At 30.0% G+C, this 21,177-nt stretch carries 17 protein-coding genes and 1 tRNA gene; 9 read left to right on the top strand and 9 right to left on the bottom strand.

Annotated features, from left to right (window positions below):
* Positions 1–133: 133 nt before the first annotated feature.
* From GXK56_RS11130 to GXK56_RS11095, 8 genes are all read right to left on the bottom strand, one after another.
* Positions 134–1,156, bottom strand: coding sequence for an AI-2E family transporter (locus GXK56_RS11130; protein ID WP_243156088.1), 1,023 nt, complete (start codon positions 1,154–1,156; stop codon positions 134–136).
* A gap of 218 nt (positions 1,157–1,374) precedes the next feature.
* Complete coding sequence (locus tag GXK56_RS11125) at positions 1,375–4,815, bottom strand: pyruvate carboxylase (protein WP_160687536.1); 3,441 nt, start codon at positions 4,813–4,815, stop codon at positions 1,375–1,377.
* A gap of 304 nt (positions 4,816–5,119) precedes the next feature.
* Positions 5,120–5,560, bottom strand: a complete 441-nt coding sequence (mscL, locus tag GXK56_RS11120; RefSeq protein ID WP_160687535.1) for a large conductance mechanosensitive channel protein MscL — start codon at positions 5,558–5,560, stop codon at positions 5,120–5,122.
* Positions 5,561–5,664: 104 nt separating this feature from the next.
* Positions 5,665–6,606, bottom strand: a complete 942-nt coding sequence (locus GXK56_RS11115) for an AEC family transporter (RefSeq protein ID WP_160687534.1) — start codon at positions 6,604–6,606, stop codon at positions 5,665–5,667.
* A 190-nt stretch (positions 6,607–6,796) separates the two neighbouring features.
* Positions 6,797–8,542, bottom strand: a complete 1,746-nt coding sequence (locus tag GXK56_RS11110; protein ID WP_160687533.1) for a glycoside hydrolase family 13 protein — start codon at positions 8,540–8,542, stop codon at positions 6,797–6,799.
* 40 nt (positions 8,543–8,582) lie between these two features.
* Positions 8,583–9,485: an ABC transporter permease subunit gene (locus GXK56_RS11105; protein WP_202127865.1), complete on the bottom strand. Its 903-nt coding sequence runs from the start codon at positions 9,483–9,485 to the stop codon at positions 8,583–8,585.
* The gene (locus GXK56_RS11100; RefSeq protein WP_243156087.1) at positions 9,485–10,405 is read right to left on the bottom strand and encodes a sugar ABC transporter permease; all 921 of its coding nucleotides are present in this window, start codon (positions 10,403–10,405) and stop codon (positions 9,485–9,487) included. Before GXK56_RS11100 ends, GXK56_RS11105 begins: the two co-directional genes overlap by 1 nt.
* A 134-nt stretch (positions 10,406–10,539) precedes the next feature.
* Complete coding sequence (locus GXK56_RS11095; protein ID WP_160687531.1) at positions 10,540–11,763, bottom strand: maltose ABC transporter substrate-binding protein; 1,224 nt, start codon at positions 11,761–11,763, stop codon at positions 10,540–10,542.
* A gap of 196 nt (positions 11,764–11,959) precedes the next feature.
* Here GXK56_RS11095 and GXK56_RS11090 point away from each other — a divergent pair, with 196 nt between their 5' ends.
* The 7 genes from GXK56_RS11090 to GXK56_RS11060 all read left to right on the top strand — a co-directional run bounded on the left by GXK56_RS11090 (position 11,960) and on the right by GXK56_RS11060 (position 19,635).
* Positions 11,960–12,628 (top strand): AraC family transcriptional regulator, encoded by a 669-nt coding sequence (locus tag GXK56_RS11090; protein ID WP_160687530.1) that lies wholly within the window; start codon positions 11,960–11,962, stop codon positions 12,626–12,628.
* Positions 12,629–12,808: 180 nt separating this feature from the next.
* Positions 12,809–13,819 carry an ROK family protein gene (locus tag GXK56_RS11085; RefSeq protein ID WP_160687529.1) on the top strand — a complete coding sequence of 337 codons (1,011 nt, stop codon included), beginning with the start codon at positions 12,809–12,811 and terminating at the stop codon, positions 13,817–13,819.
* A 42-nt stretch (positions 13,820–13,861) separates the two neighbouring features.
* Complete coding sequence (locus GXK56_RS11080) at positions 13,862–15,064, top strand: MFS transporter (RefSeq protein ID WP_160687592.1); 1,203 nt, start codon at positions 13,862–13,864, stop codon at positions 15,062–15,064.
* A 192-nt stretch (positions 15,065–15,256) separates the two neighbouring features.
* The gene (locus tag GXK56_RS11075; RefSeq protein WP_160687528.1) at positions 15,257–15,970 is read left to right on the top strand and encodes a MurR/RpiR family transcriptional regulator; all 714 of its coding nucleotides are present in this window, start codon (positions 15,257–15,259) and stop codon (positions 15,968–15,970) included.
* Positions 15,971–16,197: 227 nt separating this feature from the next.
* Complete coding sequence (locus GXK56_RS11070) at positions 16,198–17,742, top strand: PTS transporter subunit EIIC (protein ID WP_160687527.1); 1,545 nt, start codon at positions 16,198–16,200, stop codon at positions 17,740–17,742.
* 6 nt (positions 17,743–17,748) lie between these two features.
* Positions 17,749–19,086 carry a 6-phospho-alpha-glucosidase gene (locus tag GXK56_RS11065; RefSeq protein WP_160687526.1) on the top strand — a complete coding sequence of 446 codons (1,338 nt, stop codon included), beginning with the start codon at positions 17,749–17,751 and terminating at the stop codon, positions 19,084–19,086.
* 57 nt (positions 19,087–19,143) lie between these two features.
* Entirely contained in the window at positions 19,144–19,635 is a 492-nt protein-coding gene (locus tag GXK56_RS11060) for a PTS glucose transporter subunit IIA (RefSeq protein ID WP_160687525.1), read from the top strand.
* 139 nt (positions 19,636–19,774) lie between these two features.
* On the opposite strand, the gene GXK56_RS11055 is transcribed toward GXK56_RS11060, so the two are convergent.
* A tRNA-Ser gene (locus tag GXK56_RS11055) sits at positions 19,775–19,864 on the bottom strand.
* Between the two features lie 223 nt (positions 19,865–20,087).
* On the opposite strand from GXK56_RS11055, the gene GXK56_RS11050 reads away from it, so the two are divergent.
* On the top strand, positions 20,088–20,582 hold the full coding sequence (locus tag GXK56_RS11050; RefSeq protein WP_160687524.1) for a MarR family transcriptional regulator: 495 nt from the start codon (positions 20,088–20,090) through the stop codon (positions 20,580–20,582).
* Between the two features lie 22 nt (positions 20,583–20,604).
* Positions 20,605–21,123 (top strand): flavodoxin domain-containing protein, encoded by a 519-nt coding sequence (locus GXK56_RS11045; protein WP_160687523.1) that lies wholly within the window; start codon positions 20,605–20,607, stop codon positions 21,121–21,123.
* The last annotated feature ends 54 nt before the right edge of the window (positions 21,124–21,177 follow it).

The raw sequence follows: 21,177 nt of genomic DNA, 5'->3' as shown, positions 1-21,177 counted from the left end.
GCCAATAAATCTATTTATTATAAATTAACCCTAATATTATTATATTTTAAAATCCACTACTATTCAACAAATTTCAGAATGTTATAATAATATTTCTATGTTTAAATACTATGATTACAAACTAAATTTAACATTATTCGCCATCCTTTTTTGATATATTACCATATGGAACTTCTACAATATCTAATATAAACATAAATACAGGAATTCCAACCACCAATCCTAAAACTCCTGCTATATGCTCTGACACGATAAGTATACTCAACGTATAAAATATTGGAAGCTTAGTTTTATCCGACATTAACTTAGGATTTAATATGTATGCCTCAAAAGCATGAAGTAATGCAATCATTACAAGCACATATACTACCCTCATAATTCCTCCGGTACTGAAAGCAACAATACTTAATGGAACTAAAGATATTATAACTCCTGCTACAGGAATAAGTCCTAGAAGCATAACCATCATTCCAAAACCCAACAAATGAGGGAACCCAATTATAGCTAACCCAATGGTTGAAAGCAATCCATTAATTGTAGCTATAACAATTTGAACTTCTATAACCTTTCCAAAAGAAGAAAGAAATTTTCTTCCAAAGAATTCAAACTCGCTATATATTCCAGCTAACTTACTTTGCTTAAACTTATATGTAAAATCACTTATCTTATCTTTTTCTAAAAGGAAGAAAATACTTAAAATTAGAGCTATCATAATATTAATCGCTAATTTACTTATATTGGAAATAGACTGAACTATATAAGTTATACCTTCTGCTGAAAATATATGTGCATAAACCTGATCTAATTTATCCTTTACCATATTAATAATCTCATTATTAGGAACTTTAACATATAATTCTCTTATCTGGCTAACAACTTGATTAAACTCACCTGTAACTAATGGTAAGAAATCTATTATTATTATAAACAACATTGCTGTAACAAATAAGGCTACAATTACTATCATTACTTTATAATTCAAATTTATTTTTCCTTCAAGCCTTTTTATTAAAAACTTTGAAACACTATTAATTAAATATATAAAGACAAAAGTTAAAAGCATTAAATTAAGCATGCCTCGCATTAAATACAAAAATACAAAAATAAATAATAATGTTAGAAATCTTTTAAATCCGTGACTTTTAAAAATATGCATCATATTGGCCATTTAAACTATTACTCCTCGTATATTTTAATTTTTTTTAGTATTCTTTTGTTAAAATTTTCTTATGAACATCTATATACTTATACTATCAGTTTTACTTTGGTATGTAAATGATTTTACCTTCTATAAAAGCACGATTTACATTTCTTAAAACTCTTTATAGTAATGTAAATCGTGCTATATTATTTTAACTTATAAAACTCAGATATTTATTTTAGTTTCATTAACAATTCACCAGTCTTAACTTGTTGACCTTCTTTTATAAGTACAGCTTCAACAATTCCAGAAGTAGCAGCAACAATGTTTGTTTCCATCTTCATTGCTTCTATTACAAGCAAGCTTTCACCTTCTTTAACTTCTTGCCCTTCATTTACAAGCACTTTAATTATAGTACCTGGAATACTTGCTCCAACTTCTAATTTATTCTCTGGATCAGCCATCTTAGAATTATTATCTTCTTTTAACCCACCTGTAATTCTTTCTGTTTTGTCTTTTATTTTAATTTCTCTTCTATTACCATTAATTTCGAAATCTAAAGTTCTGTTACCTTCTGCATCAAGTTTTCCAATTTCAATTAATTGAACAATCATAGTCTTTCCTTCAGCTATTTCGATTTCGCTAGTTTCTCCTTCTGCAAGTCCATGGAAGAATACATCACTACCCATACGACTTACATCACCAAATTCTAAAACAAATTTTATATATGCTTCGAATACATCTGGATATAATGCATAACTTATTATATCCTTCTTACATGGAGTAAATTTATATTTATCCTTTAAGTATTCTGCAATCTTATCAAAGTCTTCTGGTGGCAATAGTTCTCCTGGTCTAACAGTTATAGGCTCTTCACCCTTTAAAACAAGTTCTTGTAATTCCTTAGGGAAGCCTCCTTCTGGTTGACCCATCATTCCTTTGAAGTATGAAACTATAGAATCTGGAAATGCCATATTCTTAGCTTTTTCAAGTATATTTTCTGGAGTCAAATCATTTTTAACCATAAAGATAGCCATATCACCAACCATTTTTGATGATGGTGTAACCTTTATTATATCTCCAAGCATATCATTAACTTTCTTATACATATGTTTTACATCATTAAATCTATGCCCAAGCCCAAAGCTTTCAACTTGCGGCTTTAAGTTTGAATATTGACCTCCAGGAATTTCAAACTTATAAATTTCAGCGCTTCCTGATTTTAAATCTGATTCAAATTGGCTGTATACTGGTCTTACTGTATCCCAATAGTCAGATAACTTTTGAATTTCGCTTAAATCAATTCCTGTATCTCTATCTGTATTTCCAAGAGCAGCTACAATTGAGTTTAATGCTGGCTGACTTGTAAGTCCTGACATACTGTTGAAGGTTGTATCAACTATATCAACCCCTGCATCTGCTGCCATTAATACTGTAGCAACACCATTACCAGTAGTATCATGTGTATGAAGATGAATTGGAATTGAAATTTCATCCTTTAAAGCAGTTATAAGCTTCTTAGCTGCATATGGTTTAAGTAATGCTGACATATCTTTTATAGCAAGTATATGAGCACCCATTTTTTCAATTTCTTTAGCCTTATTTACATAATATTGTAAGTTATACTTATCTCTGCTTTCATCTAAGATATCACCAGTGTAACATAAAGCTACTTCTGCTACTTTTCCACATTTCAACACTTCATCTAAGGATACTTCTACCCCTTTTAACCAATTAAGTGAATCAAAAATTCTAAATACGTCTATTCCGCTTTCAGCAGATTCTTTGATAAATTCTCTTATAACATTATCTGGATAGTTTTTATAACCTACAGCATTTGCTCCTCTAATAAGCATTTGGAACATAACATTTGGAATTCTCTTTCTTAATGATTCAAGTCTCTTCCAAGGTGATTCTTTTAAGAACCTATAAGCTGTGTCAAAAGTAGCTCCTCCCCACATTTCAAGAGAGAATAAGTCATTTCCATAAACAGCTGTTGCCTTTCCAATATTCTTCATATCTTGAGTTCTAACACGAGTAGCCATTAATGATTGCTGAGCATCTCTCATTGTTGTATCTGTAAGAAGTAATTTCTTTTGATTTTTAATCCATTTAACTACTCCATCTGGACCTTCTGCATCTAATATTTGCTTAGTACCACTTAATCCATCTAAAGAAGTTATGATTGGAATATCTGGAACATCATATTCTTTTTTAAGACCTTTAGTTTCATTTACTATTTTTTCACCAATGAATCTTAGAATTCTTTGTTCTTCATCAGTTCTTGGAGTTATATCAAATAATTGTGGGTTATCTGATATAAAGTTAGTATCACATTCACCCTTTTGGAATTTTTCATTATTTAATACATTTATTAAAAAATCTACGTTAGTCTTAACACCTGTAATAGTTAATTCTTTAATTGCACGTATAGATTTTCTAACAGCATCATCAAAAGTTCTTGAATATGCTGTACTCTTTACAAGCAAACTATCATAATATGGACTGATTACAGCTCCGCTATATCCATTACCACCATCAAGTCTTATACCAAAACCTGATCCAGTTCTATAAACATCAATCTTTCCTGTGTCTGGAGAGAAGTTGTTTGATGGATCTTCTGTTGTCACTCTGCATTGAATAGCATATCCTCTTGGCTTTATATCAGCTTGAGATTTTATTCCGATTTCTTCTGAATCTAATCTATATCCTTCAGCTATTAATATCTGACTTTGAACAATATCTATTCCTGTAGTCATTTCCGTAATAGTATGCTCAACTTGAACTCTTGGATTCATTTCTATAAAATAATGGTTTCCATGCATATCAACTAAGAACTCTAGAGTTCCTGCACTTCTATAACTTACAGATCTAGCTATCTTCAATGCATCTTCACATATTTCTTCTCTTTTTTCTTGTGTTAAAGATAATGCTGGCGCAATTTCAATAACCTTTTGATGTCTTCTTTGAATAGAGCAGTCTCTTTCATAAAGATGAACTACATTACCATATTTATCTCCTAACACTTGGATTTCAATATGTTTTGGACCTTCTATGTATTTTTCAATAAACATATCATCTATACCAAAAGCTTTTTTAGCTTCGTTTTTAGCACTTCTAAAGGCAGTAAGGAGTTCTTCTTCACTTCTTACAATTCTCATACCTCTACCACCACCACCGGCAGCAGCTTTTACCATTACAGGGTATCCACACATGTTAGCTACTTCAATTGCTTCTTCTTCTGAAGCTATTGCTTTATCAACACCTGGTATTACTGGAACACCTGCTTTTTTAGCAGCTATCTTGGATTGAATCTTATCTCCTAAACTTTCCATCATTTCTGATTTTGGTCCTATGAATTCAATTCCTGCTTCTTCACATCTTCTTGCAAAGTCAGCATTTTCTGATAAGAATCCATACCCTGGATGTATAGCATCTACATGCTTCTTTAATGCAAGGCTTATTATTTCATCAATGTTTAAGTACGCTTCAACTGGCCCCTTATTTTTTCCTATTTGATATGCTTCATGAGCCTTAGTTCTAAATAATGCGAACTTATCTTCTTCTGTATATATAGCCACTGTTCTTATGCCAAGTTCATGACATGCTCTGAAAATTCTTATTGCTATTTCGCCTCTATTGGCAACCAGCACTCTTTTAAATTTTTTCCCCAATTAAAATACAACTCCTTTAAATCTTTATTTTATATCTCATATGAATTACACTTGCCAACTAAATTTCAACAAAACTTATTAATGCAATTTTTATAACTCATACTTTGTCATAATTTAAATTTTATTTATTCAAATCTAACTTATTAGATTATAACATATTTCATCGTATTTAACAGATATTATTTATGTTTCCTATTAATTTTTACACGATTTTCACCATAATGACAAGATATTTTTTTTGCAAAATATGAAATTCTTATTTTTTTTTCTTTCATTTCTGTGGGATATTTTTACATTTTATTTTTTACTTTTCATTTAATTCTGATGTACAATTGGGGCATCTTTTTGCATGAGTATGAATTTCACTATAGCAATAAGGACAAGTTTTCTTAGTTTCTGCTGGTTTTTCTTCTTTCTTCTTTGTAAATTTGTTAATTTGTTTTATTACTATAAAAATAGAAAATGCTACTATCAAAAAATCTATTACATTATTTATAAACAAACCATAGTTTATAGTAGCTACACCTGCTTCTTTTGCTTGCTGTATTGTTTTAAAATCTCCGCTTCCAAGAGCAATAAATAAATTTGAAAAATCAACCTTACCTAATAGTAGACCAACAAGAGGCATTACAACATCATTGACTAAAGATGTAACTATTCTCCCAAAAGCACCACCAATAATAACACCTACTGCCAAATCAACTATATTACCTTTCATTGCAAATTCTTTAAATTCTTTTAACATATTTAAATCTCTCCTTTTGTTAATCTTAATATTCCTAAAATATTGATTTTTATTAGCTAATCACTAGTTCCCATATATAACTAAAATTATTATATTACAAAAGCTTACCCTAATAAGTACATATAAATAGGTATGAATATTAAACTGCTAATAGTTGTAACTACAGTCATAACTGCTGCATACTCGTAATCTGCATTATATTGCTTTGCCACAATAGAGGTATTTGTCATGACGGGCATAGCTGCTTGTATTACAAACACCTTTTCCATAAGTATAGGTATCCCAATATGTTTCCCAAAAAAGTAGATTATTATAGGTGAAATTAAAAATCTCCCTACAAAAATTGCTGCCATTTCTAAATTAGGTTTTATTCTCTTAATATCTACTGAAAAAATTATTATTCCTATAAAAAGCATTGATAGAGGAGTTGTCAAATTCCCAAAATATTTACATGTATTAAGCACAAACTTTGGTAGCTGAATATTAAAGATTATAAGAATAATACCAAATACAAATCCTAATAATGGAGGTGAAACCAATCTAGCTAAAGTCTCTTTTGAAAATATTTTATTACTATTATTAGCATCTCCATCTTTACTTATCCCATAAGCTCCAATGGTCCAAAAGAAAGTTGTATTTGCAATGTAATATAGCAATACATATGGTATACTGCTTTCTCCAAACAAAGCCATATTAATAGGTAATCCTATAAATATTGAATTGGATACAAAAAACATAGATCTAAAGGTTCCTTTTCTGTTCTTTTTAACCTTAATTAATTTTGACACCAAAATTCCGATAAAATAACATATCCCCATTGATAAAAAAGGTACTATTAACCCGCTACTTAATCCTTCTAATTTTTTTCTATCAAAATTCCCAACTAAATCAGACACCATTAAACAAGGAAGTGCTATATTGCACACTATTTTTGAAAATAATTTTGAGGCGCCTTCATCAAACCATTTTTTTGCAGTTAATACATAACCCATAAAAATCATAATAACTATACTGAGCACACTGCCCACAGCACTAAAAATAACCATTACAAATTTCTTCTCCTGTCGTTAATTTAAACTATTTATTTTATTCTATAACTTCATAGTATATTTTATCACATTTTACCATAATGGATTTTTAATAACTTTTATAATAATCTAAAAAAATAAAGGTATATATACTTAATCTAATCAAATTAAATAAATATATATACCTTTAATTCAAAATTTTCTGCTCTTAATGTACATTTTCACCAGTTATTACTTTATATATTCTAAATTCCATTGATTTTAAACATACGCTTTTACCAATATATTCTTCTTTTAATGTAATAAGATTTCTAACATACTTATTAATCGACAATTCTACTTCTGTTTCTATTTCCTCGTTATTAATAAAAACAATTATACTTTCATTATTATAATTTCTTTCGAATATCAATACATTTCCTTCACAAAATAGCGTTTTGTATCTTCCATGAATTAATTCAAGATTATTTTTTCTTATATAAATTAATTTTTTATACAAACAATATAATTCTCTATTTTGCTTTTCTTCTTCCCATATCATACACCTTCTGGATTCCGGCTCTTCTCCTCCAAAAAGTCCAATTTCATCTCCATAATATATGTATGGAACGCCTAAATATGTGAATTGAAATGCAATTGCTAACATTATTCTTTCTATTTTTCCATCACACTCTGTCAAAAATCTTTTTGTATCGTGACTTCCAATTAAGTTCCACATTTGTTTTGTTATACTGTCCATATAAACATTCCTATTTGTTGATAATATTTCACTGAACATTTTTGCATCTATTATCCTATTTCCAAAAAAGTCCACCATAGCTCCTTTAAACGGATAATTCATAATACCATCAAGCTGATCTCCCTTTAAAAATGAGCTAGCTTCATGCATTATTTCTCCAATAATTATAGCTTCCTTCTTATGTTTTTTTACAACCTTTTTAAACTCTCGCCAAAAGCTATGATCAACTTCATCACATACATCCAGTCTCCATCCATCAATCTTCACTTCATCTATCCAATACTTAGCTACATCTAATAAATATTTTTTCACCTCTTCATTAGCCGTATTAAATTTTGGCATAGTTGGTACATGATCTGCAAAAGTATAATAATTTGATTTTTGAAATTCTACCGGAAAGTTATCTATAAAGTACCAGTCTTTATATTTAGATTTTTCCTGATTTTTTAGTATATCTTCAAATGCAAAGAAATCTGCTCCCGAATGATTAAATACTGCATCAAAAACAATTTTCATATTTCTTTCATGACATTTCTCTACTAATTCTTTTACTTTCTCCACAGTACCAAATTGCTGATCTATTTCATAATAATCAGCAGTATTATATTTATGGTTTGATGAAGATTTAAAAATAGGTGTTAAATACAGAATATCAACACCTAGATCTTTTAAATAATCTAGTTTATCAATTATTCCTTGAATATCACCTCCAAACATGGAAGTCTGACTTACTTCTTCTCCCCAAGGCAATGCATTTTTAGGATCATTACTCTCATCTCCATTCCTAAAACGATCTACAAAAATTTGATAAACAACTGCCTCCTGAAGCCACTTTTCTTCTTTATACACATCTGGTTTTGCTATATACGGATATTGAAAAGCTGTTGCTTCTTTTCTTGGTATTTCTTCACTTCTAATTCCTCTCTCATCAAGAAAAATTTTATTTCCTTCATGATCCTCTAACTCAAAGAAATATCTATACCTATTTCTCTCTACAGAAATATTAGCACTAAAGAAATCAAATAAACTATTCGAGTCCTTTAACTCCATCTTTTTTATATAAAAATTATTTTCCCAATCATATCTAGTCTTATAATGTATGAGACATGTTTTTATATCATCTTTAGCAGTTCTTAACATTACTGATAAAGTATTTTTATTTTTTGCATATGCATATGGTGTATCTAATATATGATATATTGCATGTTTATTCAATTTTTTAATCCTCCTGCTTTGTATATTATTATAAATAGTATTATTCTTTTACTGCTCCCGAAACTAATCCCTTTGAAATAAACTTTTGAATTGCTACAAAAAGTACTGCAAGTGGAATGGATACCATTATTGAACATGCTGAATACATAGGCCAGTCTGTCAATTTTCCTGCCGTGAATGACTTTAAGCCTATTACTAATGTTTTCAAATCTTTATCCTTAAGCAATGATGCTGAAAATACAAATTCTCCGTATATTGCTATGAAAGAAAAGAAAAATATTACTACAGACATGGACTTAGTTAATGGCAATATTATTTTAATAAACACCTGCCAGATAGTAGCCCCATCAACCCTTGCAGCTTCATCTAATTCCTTTGGAAGTCCATCAATATATCCCTTCATAAGCCAAATATTATAAGCGCTTCCTGCAGAAAGAATCAGTGATAAAAATATTAAATTATCCATACCAAAAGGTAATTTATACGCAACTGCTAATATTGCTGGCACACTCATTATTGTTGGAAACATTTGAAGTATTAGCAATAGCATCAAACCTTTTTTTCTTCCATTAAATTTTAATCTGGAAAAAGCAAATGCTGCTGGCAATGTCATTGCTAATTGAATAGTTGAAACTAATACTGCAACAAAAGTAGTATTTATCATCCATTTCACAAATCCAACATTTTCACTTAATGCTTTCGTATAATTTTCAAAGGTTATAGTTGTAGGTATAAGATTTTTTTGCATAAAACTTGTCCCAGTAGAAAGAGACGCTGATATTATTGCAAATATAGGGAAAATTATTATTAAGATTGACACTATTAAAAATATTCTTTTTCCCCATAACTCTAATCTTTCCCTTTTGGAAATTCTCTTCTTATAAACTAATTTTTCTTCTATCTCCGAAGTATGTTCCTTCTTATCAATTATAATTTCTGCCATTAATCCTCCACCTCTTTAAATTGGCCTGACATTTTCATATTAATTATTGATAATGTGGCTATTATTACAAATATTAATATGGACATAGCCGCACCAAGACCAAAATTACCTTTATCTACTGACATTTTAAAAGTTGCAGATCCAATAATATCAGTCCATCCTGCAAAAGATGATCCTGCTTTTGATGGTCCTCCATCTGTTAATAAGAACGCTGAATTAAAGTTATTAAAATTAAATGCAAAATTGGATATTAAAAGTGGATATGACACATTAGCCAATGATGGTAAAGTTATTTTCTTAAACTTTTGCCACCTTGTTGCTCCATCAATATTGGCTGCTTCATAATACGTATCTGGTATAGCTGATAATGCACCAATACATACATTCATCATATAAGGAAATCCAAGCCATAAATTCACCAAAATCACAGCTGTTCTAGCTGCTAATGGAGTTGTAAGCCATAAGATCGGATCATTTATTAAATGGAGCTGCATTAAGATTCCATTAATAGCACCATATTGACTATTGAATAATCCCTTAAACGAAATTATTGTTATTGCTCCTGGCAATGCCCAAGGAATTATTAAGAATCCTTTATATATAAAAGATTCTTTCATATTTTTATCTCCTAATGCCATTGCAAATATAAGTCCTAAGAAAAATGCTCCTAGTGTAGATATTATTGTAAAAATCAATGTCCATCCAAGCAACGGGAAAAACTCATCCTTTAATGAACCTGCTAATATCTGTTGAAATTGATAAAGACCAACTACTCTCCAACCATTAGCGGTACCATATCCATAATTTTGATTTTTCAATGTGTAATTAGTAAATGCTATAAATATTGTGTAAAGCATTGGTAACACACATAATATGATTATGCTTATTATAGCTGGTGAAAGATATTTATAACTTCTCATATTATCTCTTAATGTAATATTATTTTTTGCTTTAGCCAAAATTTCACCTTCTTTATTAACTAGTTTCATTCTGATAATTCCAAGACTTAGCAAAGACTATATTTTATCTAAACCTTGGAATTTCAGCAGTGTTATTAATTATTACTAACTTTAATACCATCCTCAACAGCTTGCTTTATATCCTTAGCTACTTTTGCCGGATCTTCTCCTTGCAATATTCTTGTCATATTCTCCATAGGCTTCCATATTGCTTCAATTTCAGGTACATTAGGCATTGGAATTGCTGAATTAGTTTGAGCTATGAATCCTTGTGTAAATTCATTATTCTTTATTTGATCTTTATTTATTTCTGTCTTAAGCACAGGTATTCTATTTCCCACTTTATATAATCTTTCTCCTGAATTATTAGCCAAATACTTCATTAACTTCCATGCATCATCTTGTATTGGCGATTTACTACTTACAAAGGCAGCTTGTACTCCCATGAGCGTTTTTGCTTCTACACCATTTATTTTAGGAAGTTTAGTAACTCCAAAGTTTACACCTGCATCTTTAAAACCACTAATATCCCAAGGACCACCTATATAAAATATTGCATCGCCTGTTTTAAATGAACTATTAGCTATATCAGCTGTTATATCTGCCGGCATAAGCTTATCCTTCTGAACTAAATCTTGTAAAAACTTATAAGCTTTTATTGCTCCATCATTTGCTAGCCCTATATCATCTGCTTTAATATTTCCTTTCTCTCCTCCAAATATATATCCACCATATGATTGAACAAAAGCTGCACCATAATAAAACTCGTTCATTGAGAATTGGAATCCTGATGGACCATAAGCTTTTGCTTGTGTTACCAAATCTTCCATTGTTTTAGGAATCTCTTTAACTTTATCTTTATTATAAAATAAAGCATAAGTCTCCATGGATAACGGAACCGCATATGCCTTTCCATTATAGGATACAGCATCCCATACAGCACTATTTATATAGTCCTCTTTATTAGCAAAATCTTGTGGAACTTCTGAAAGTAATCCAGCTTGTTGAAATGTTCCTAAGTTGTTATGGGTTAATCCAAAAACTAAATCCGGACCCTTTGATGAATTTGCTGCTTGCAAAAAAGATTGAAATTGTGAATTGTCTTTAATTACCTTTACTTTTTTATTATTTTCTTTTGCCCATTCTTGAGCAATATTATTTAATTCTTCAACTTCATTGTCCATTAAATATGACCAAACTACTATTTCCTTACTTTCTTTCTCTGTTGAACCTTGACTTGATTTTCCACATCCAACAAACATCGAAGTACAGCAAATACCTGCAATTAACATATTTATAAGTTTTAATTTTTTACGCATTTTAACCCCTCCAAATATTTATAAACATAAACTTCATCGGTAAACGGTTGCAACCCTTACAAGCATATTATAGCAACTTTATATTTCTTAATTTGTTTAAAATTAATCTTTTTTGTTTTTAAATGTACAAACTTCTAACAGTTATTGTATAATTTAACCAAAGAAAATTTTTTACTTTAATGGGGGGATATTTTTCATGTATGATGCATATGATTCAGATAGTTATTTTTTTAGTAATGAAATAGCTTTTTTATTAGAACAAAAAAATAAAGAAGCCATACTCCATATAATCAAATCAAAACATATAGAAGAAAATAAAGAATACATCCCTATAACTACTAAAAAGAATGATCTTCTTATGTGGAATGTTATATTTGTACGAGAAATTATCAAGCAAGGTTCTTCTAAGCAATTTATTCATACTATCTATAACAAGTATTATAGGACCATCCAAACCCTTAATAACTTAGAGCAGCTCCAAAAATTAGAAATAGACATTGCAACCTGCTATCTAAACATACTGATTGATTTTGTAGAGGTAACAGATAATTTTGTAATCAACAAGGTTATTGGGCTTTTATATATTCGCTTAGAAGATCATTTAACACTTCAAGATATATCAGAAGAATTAAATGTTTCTGTTGGATATATATCAAAATGCTTTAAAAGGAATATGCATGTATCGGTAATGACTTATTTTAAGAATATAAAAATAGATAGGGCTAAGACTTTATTAAAAAGTACAGACAAAACAATTTTAGAAATTTCATCCCAGCTTAGTTTTTGTGATCAAGGAAATTTTTCAAAGGTATTTAAAAAAACAGTTGGAATGACTCCTATGGAGTATAGAAATACTCATCATTAGTAAATTAAATAAATAACTAAATACAGCTAAGTTTATTTAAAATTTTAATTCACTTCTAATAAATCCTCGATTCTTTTTCCAAAAAACATCCATAAATCACATTGACGTTAATTATTATAACTATTATAATAATTGTAATAATAACTTTTATAATAATTATTATAATAAAGGAGTAATTCTATGAAACCTATTGTTAGCAATACTGCTCACGTTAAAAATTATAATACAAGAATAATTAAAAACGCATTAAAAGCTCTTCCAAGCGGAACTAAAAATACTATTTCTAAAATTACAGGACTAAGTGTTGCTACCTGCAATACCATCTTAAATGAATTAGATGCTTCAGGAGAAATTTTAGAAGTAGAAATCGAATCTTCCAGTAGCGTAGGTAGACCTGCTAAGGCTTATAAATTCAATGAAAACTATTCATATATCTGCTGCCTTTATATGGTCTATGAAAATAATAAAAAAATCTTAAATTATGCTATGGTAAATCTATTGGGCACCGTTATAGAAGAAAAATCCATAGAAAAAGAAACTATCGATTATTCTGAAATTGAAAATTTAATTGAAATACTTATAGCCAAGTATCCTAATATTGAGGGTATAGGAATCGGTATTCCCGGTGTTGTAACAAAATCTAATATTATTGACTTTTGTGATATTGAAGAATTATCTGGCTGTCCTTTAGCTGAACAATTAACAAATAGATTTGGTAAATCTGTTGTGATAGAAAATGATATGAATTTAACTGCTTATGGTTTTTATCAAGCAGGAGACTATGACGAAAATGCATCTATAGCTGTAGTCGCATTTTTTAAAGATAATTGGCCTGGCTCAGGAATTATTGTAGATGGACATATTATCCACGGAAACACAAACTTTGCTGGTGAAGTATCTTATCTACCCTTGGGATGTACTCACGAAGAGCAAAAGAAAATTTTAAGTTATAGAGAAGGTATTATCCCAATTGTATCAAAAACCATATGTTCTTTATCTGCAATCATTAATCCTCAAACAATTATTGTGACTGGAACATTACTCACAGATTCTCTTTTAGATGAAATACAGGATTCTGTTAGGGAAATAATTCCAAAAAGACATATTCCTCAAATTATATTAGAAAATAATACACTTAAATACTATTTAAACGGTTTAAGTTCAATAACTTTAGAAGCTATAAATAACTAAATCAAACAAAAACTATTTTAACAAGTTTAAAAGGAGAATATGATGATAACACTACTTTTAATAATTATATATTTAGCCTTCATCAGTCTTGGCTTGCCAGATTCCCTCTTGGGAGCAGCCTGGCCTGTTATGCAGTCTGATTTATCTGTAAGCACTTCAAGTGCTGGAATTATCTCAATGCTAATTTGCGGTGGAACTATTATTTCAAGTCTATTTAGCGCGAAATTAATAAATCGCTTTGGGACTGGTAAAATCACTTTTATAAGCGTTACAATGACTGCTTTTGCTTTGCTTGGTTTCTCTATTTCCCATTCCTTTATAATGCTATGCATAATTGCTATTCCTCTAGGTCTTGGAGCTGGTTCTGTTGATGCTGCTTTAAATAACTTTGTAGCCTTGCATTACAAAGCTAAACATATGAGCTGGCTTCATTGCTTTTGGGGTATTGGAGCGACTTCTGGCCCAATTATCATGTCTCTATTTTTAGCAAATAAAAACGGTTGGCAAAAAGGTTATCTTACAATTTCTATAATACAGTTTTCTTTAGTACTTGTACTACTTATAACACTACCATTATGGAAACACCTTGAACACGATCAAACATCTTCTTATAATCAAGAAGCAAATACTGAAAAAATTAATCCACTAAAAATTCCTGGTGTTAAATTAGCTTTAATTTCTTTTGTATGTTATTGTGCAACAGAAGCCACTGCTGGATTATGGGGAAGCAGTTATCTGGTAAATTACAAGGGATTATCTGCTGATGCTGCAGCAAGAGGAATTTCTTTATTTTACGGCGGCATTACTCTTGGAAGATTTCTAGCTGGTTTTCTCACTATGAAATTCATTAATCGGACATTAATTAGAGCTGGACAAATCATGTGTATTACTGGAGCAGCTCTATTACTATTACCAACTTACTTTTCATTGATTGGATTAATCCTTATAGGACTTGGTTGTGCCCCTATTTATCCTGCAATGCTCCACGAAACCCCCAACAGATTCGGAAAAGGTGCATCACAATCAATTATGGGAATGCAAATGGCTTTTGCATATATAGGAAGTACTTTCATGCCTCCTATTTTAGGTTTCATTGCTTCTAGAACAAGCATTTTTATTTTCCCATACTTCCTATTCTTATGTATAATAGTTATGCTAATAGGGTCAGAAAAGATCAATTTATTTTTAAACGATCGAAAATCTAATGAATCCATTGATGAGATTACCTTCGAAAATGAAACATAAATTTTATTAAATATGAAAATGCCTAGAACCTTAGTAAATTTAAAGTTCTAGGCATTTTCATTCTTCACAGCTCTAATAATTATCTGTGACACTCTTTTTGCTTGCTATATAGATTTTAACTCAAGCATAATGATATACTATAAGAAAAAGTAACTTTATGAGCATTATTGTTACAGGAAGGAAGTGTTTTAAATGCAAGGCAATACAAGTCTCTCAGAGCTTGAGAAGATAATCCTAAATAAAATACATGATCACATTAGCCGAAATGAAAAAGTTGGAATAAACACAATCTCACAGGAATGTTTTGTTTCAAAAGCAGCAATTATAAAATTGTCAAAAAAATTGGGGTACAGCGGATATAGTGAAATGTATTATACGACTCTTGCATCTACTAATCATGCACTTAAATTAGACTTTTCTGATAATATAGTTGATATATATAAAAGTGACTCTTTAACAATTCATATTAATATGCTTGTAGAATTACTAAGAGAATATAGTGAAAAAAGAATTTATCTTGATTCTCTAGGCTTTTGCGATAGTGCTAAGGAATATTATTTACAAAAATTATTATCATTTGGCTTCGATGCAGCTAGCTGCTATCATTATGAAGCCTTTAACAAAAATAAATCCGGACTCTATTTTTTCCTTTCTTATTCTGGGGCAAGGTCAGAAATACTTGAAAAGGTTAACGTAGCTATCCAGAGCAATTTTAAGGTTGTAGCTTTTACTTCAACTAAGGATTCACCATTGGGTAAAACAGCTCATATGACAATAGAAGTTGCTGGAACAAAATCAGACAAAGAGCATTATATTCCTAACTTTTTCACTTCAAATTTAATAATATTATTGGAATTAGCATTAAGCAAATATTCTAATAAATATTTATCACATATACATAAGTAATACTTATGAACTAAACTAAATACAGTATACATGCTATAAAAGGTCTGTTAACAGTAGATTTTTGTGTAAAATTATTTACACAAAAATCTCTCATAACAGCCCTTTTTATATTTGCAGCTCAGTGAACTTTTTCACTAAAGGTAAACATTATCATAGATGCGGTAAATCCATTGATACCAAATATAATCTAGGTTATATTTAGTACAAATAAAAGGAGGTACATATTTATGAAAGAAAAATTATTATCATTAAGTCAAAAATTTTCGCAAGCTGCAGTACAACCTATAATGTTTTTAGCAATTATGGGAATTGGTCTTGCTATTGCCGTCATCATGCAACTCAGTTTTATGCCATCATTTGTAATTTTCATCGGAAATTTATTAAAGACTATGATGAATGCTATGCTAAATAATCTTTCCATCATCTTCTGTGTTGGACTAGCAACCGCATTTGCAAAAACAAAAAAAGTAGATGCCGCTATTATTAGTTTGATTGTGTATATTATCTTTTTAGCTGGTAACAATGCATGGCTTACTTCACAAAATATGCTAGCTCAACCTGGTGCTATGGGGTTATTTGGAACTGGGCAAAATCTTGTTCTAGGATTCCAGGTAGTAGACATGAATGTATTTTTAGGAATAATACTCGGATGCATTACTGGATATGTATTCAACAAAGCTTGTAATATACAATTTGCAGAAATGTTTAGAGTATATGGCGGATCACGACTTGTATTCATAATTATGATCCCAATTACTTTAATATTAGCAATTGTACTTAGTTATGTATGGCCAGTTATAAACTACGGTATTTCTTGTTTATCTGTATTCATGAAGGATGCAGGTCCATTAGGAGTATTTGTATATGCATTTGGCAACAGATTTTTAATTCCAACAGGATTACATCATTTATTATGGATGCCATTTTGTTTTACTGGATTTGGAGGAAGTACCCAAATCGATGGAACTACTGTACAAGGTGCTGTAAACATTTTCTACGCTGAAATGGCCAGTGGTGCTAATTTGACAGCTATTGATCCTTCAATTAGATTTGCTACTTTTGGATTTGCAAAAATCTTTGCAAGTTTAGGTATAGTTCTTGCTATGATAAAAACTGCAAGACCAGAAAATAAAAGTACTGTAAAAGGCTTGCTTATACCAGCACTCTTCGTTTCAATGGTAGCAGGTATTACAGAACCTCTTGATTTTGCATTTCTTTTCATATCACCATTACTTTGGCTTGTGCATGGGTTACTTACAGGTTTTTCAGAAATGTTGCTTTGGGTATTAGGTTCAAGAACATATTCGATTTATGGCTTACTTGATACTATAATTTGTAATTCCGTTATAGATCCAAAATTATCCAAAATATATATTTTCTTTGCTGTTGGTATTGTAATGGCTATAGTATGGTATTTCACTTTTATTTTCTTAATTAAAAAATTTGACATTAAAACACCTGGTAGAGAAGAAAATTCTGTTAATAATGAGACAAACTCTAATTCCTCTTCAACTAATGCTTCTGATAACCAAAATACTGAATTGTTTATTGAAGGGCTAGGTGGTGCAGAAAATATTGTAGAAGTAAACAACTGCTTTACACGCTTAAGAATCGATGTAAATGACATTAACAAAGTAAATAAAGAAATAATTAGTAAAGCAAAACAAAAAGGTATTGTTATCAAAGGAAATAACGTACAGATTATTATTGGAATGACTGTAGAAATCGAAAAAGAAAAACTTGTTAATGTATTAAACATAAAAAAGGAGTAATGTAAAATGAAAAAGTATTCAATTTGTATCGTTGGTGGAGGTAGTCGTTATACACCCGATATGCTTGCAATGTTATGTAATCAAAAAGATAGGTTCCCTTTAAGGAAAATTGTCTTATATGATAATGAAAGTGAACGCCAAAATATAGTTGGAAAATATGCTGAAATACTACTTAAAGAATATTATCCAGAGTTAGAAGAAGTTATATATACTACTGATGAAAAAGAAGCATTCAAAGACATAGATTTTGCGCTTATGCAAATTCGTGCAGGAAGATTAAAAATGCGTGAAAGAGATGAAAAAATTTCATTAAAGCATGGGTGCCTTGGTCAAGAAACATGTGGTGCCGGCGGATTTGCTTATGGATTAAGAAGCGTTCCTGCCGTTATTGATTTAATAAAAAGTATTCGTACTTATTCTCCAGAATGTTGGATTTTAAATTATTCAAATCCAGCTGCAATTGTTGCAGAAGCAACAAAAAGAATATTCCCTGGGGATTATCGCATCATCAACATTTGCGATATGCCAATTGCAATTATGGACATTTATGCAAGTGTACTTGGATTAAAGAGATGCGATTTAGAGCCTAAATATTTTGGTTTAAATCATTTTGGCTGGTTTACTCATATTTTAGACAAAAAAACTGGAGAAGATTATTTACCTAAATTAAGAGAAATATTAAAAACTCCAGTAGATGTACAAACAGAACCTCTTTTCCAAGAGCCTTCATGGAAAGCAACATTTGAATTCATGAGTCAAATGATTAATGATTATGATGAATATTTACCTAACACATATTTACAATATTATTTATATCCAAATAAAATGAGAGATAAAGAAAATCCAAAATACACAAGAGCTAACGAAGTAATGGATGGAAACGAAAAAGAAACTTATGATAGATTACATGAAATTATATCTCTAGGTAAAATGCGTGGTACTAAATTTGAAATCACCACTGACGTAGGATGCCACGCAGAGTATATAGTTGATTTAGCAACAGCAATTGCTAATAACACAAATGAAATTTTTCTAACAATCATAGAGAATAATGGAGCTATTCAAAATGTTTCATCTGGAATGATGATAGAAGTTCCATGTCGTGTTGGAAGCAATGGGGTTGAGCCATTAGCCGTTGGAAGTATCCCTGCATTTTACAAGGGACTTATGGAAAATCAATATGCGTATGAAAAATTGTCAGTAGATGCCTGCTTAGAAGGAAGCTATCAAAAGGCATTACAAGCACTTGTATTAAATCGTACAGTTGTAAATACTAATATTGCTAAAGAATTATTGCAAGATTTAATGGAAGCAAACAAAGGATATTGGAATGAACTTCATTAGATTTTAGTTGATTTATATCATATAACTAATTCAGGGTGATAATGGAGGCTAAGATAAGTGTTTAAAAAATTATTTTCTAAAAATATTCGTGAATCTATATTTGCTTATGCTTCTGGAGATTTTGTAAAAATTGAAGATGTTCCAGATCCTGTTTTTAGCAAAAAACTTATGGGAGAAGGTGTTGCAATCTTACCTTCAAATGGTCAAATTCTTGCACCTGTAGATGGAGAAATTATACTAATTGCAGAGACTAAACATGCTTTTGCATTAAGAACTGCTCTTGGAGAAGAAATTCTTATTCATATTGGACTGGAAACTTTAAATCTAAACGGGCAAGGATTTAATTTCTTTGTAAAATTGGGTGACAAAGTAAAAAAGGGCCAAATCATTGTTGACGTTGATTTAGATTTCATTAATGAAAATGCAAGCAGCACTATTATTCCTATGGTTGTTACAAATAGTAATGAAAATCGTTTTGATTTTAAGTGGGAAAATATTAATAAAGTTAAAGCTGGAGAAACAAAACTATTGGAAACTCAGTTAAAATAACTTTATTTGTATGAGGCCCAAAATTTCACACGTATGATATTAAAAATTATAAAGAATATTTTGAAGTATTATTTAAAACTCACAAATATAAAAATGCCTTTAAACTTATCCTTACTAAGTTTAAAGGTATTTTTTCATTTGGCGGAGAGAAGGGGATTTGAACCCCTGATAGGGTTGCCCCTATACACGCTTTCCAGGCGTGCTCCTTCGACCACTCGGACATCTCTCCATACGTCTATGCATCTATTATGGTTACTTACTCTTTGAGTCGAGTTTCCTTTTATGCTTTTTTATGATAGCACATATATTTTTACAATTCAACTGAATATTATTTCTTAATATTTTCTTATATATCAATATTATAGTTGACACTATCTTTCTTTCAAACTACAATATAGGTAACTAGTTACCGTAATATATTACCTATAAAAAAATTACAAAAGGAGATTTAAATGGAACCATTAAATAAAGAACTAGAAAAAGAAAAATTCATATTTGGATGCATATTCTTATTTGCAAATAAACTTCAAACTATAGGCGATAGATTTGATAAAGATATAACTATGAAGCAATGGCTTCTAATCATCTGCATCTTGAACTCAGAAACAGGTTCACCAACTTTAAGTGAAGCAGCAGAATTTATGGGCTGTTCTAGACAAAATGTAAAAAAATTAGCTTTAAATCTTGAAGCAAAAGATTTAATTACTATGACCACTGATTCAAAGTCTGTAAAGTTAGCACTCACTGAAAAATGTGGTACTTTTTTTGAAAAAAGAAAAAGTGCAGAAAATGCGTTCATTGATGACTTATTTAGAGATTTAACTAAAACTGATATTTCTAATTTATATTCATGTTTCTCAAAACTTTTAAATACTATAACAGAGATGGATGAAAAATCAAAAGTAGGGTTTAATTATGGAAAATTAGAAAATTTATTAGAATCTTAAATTTTAAGGAGTGATTTTAATTATGAAATTCTTAATATTATTTGCATCAAAATATGGTGCAGCAGAGAAATGTGCTAACCTGCTTTCCGAAAAATTGACTGGCGATGTTACAGTCATAAATCTAAAAGAAAACAAAAATATAAATTTTTCCGATTATGACAAAATAATTGTTGGTGCTTCTGTTTATGCAGGCAGTATACAAGCCGAAGTAAAAAACTTTTGCGCTGATAATTCTAATTTACTTTTATCTAAACCTTTTGCATTATTTCTATCATGTATGTCAAATGGCGAGGAAGAAATCAAATCATATATGGAAAGATCCTTTTCTAATAAATTAATTAATCATGCAACTGTTATTGATTCCCTAGGCTATGGTTTCAATTTCAGCAAGATGAATTTTTTTGAGAAACTCATAATTAAAATGGTTGTAAAATCTAAAAATAAAAAAGGTGAATCAGCTATTAAAGTAGATGGAAAAACTAATTTTTTAGCTATTTCAAACGACAAAATTGCGAAATTTGCCAATATGCTAAATCCATAATTTTTTACTAAATCAATAGATTCCATGATTTTTTATTCAATATATTTAACATAT

Source organism: Clostridium sp. C2-6-12 (assembly GCF_009928485.1).
Lineage (GTDB): Bacteria > Bacillota > Clostridia > Clostridiales > Clostridiaceae > Clostridium.
The sequence above is the reverse complement of the archived record's forward strand: the minus strand, read 5'-3'. Positions and strand labels throughout refer to the sequence as shown.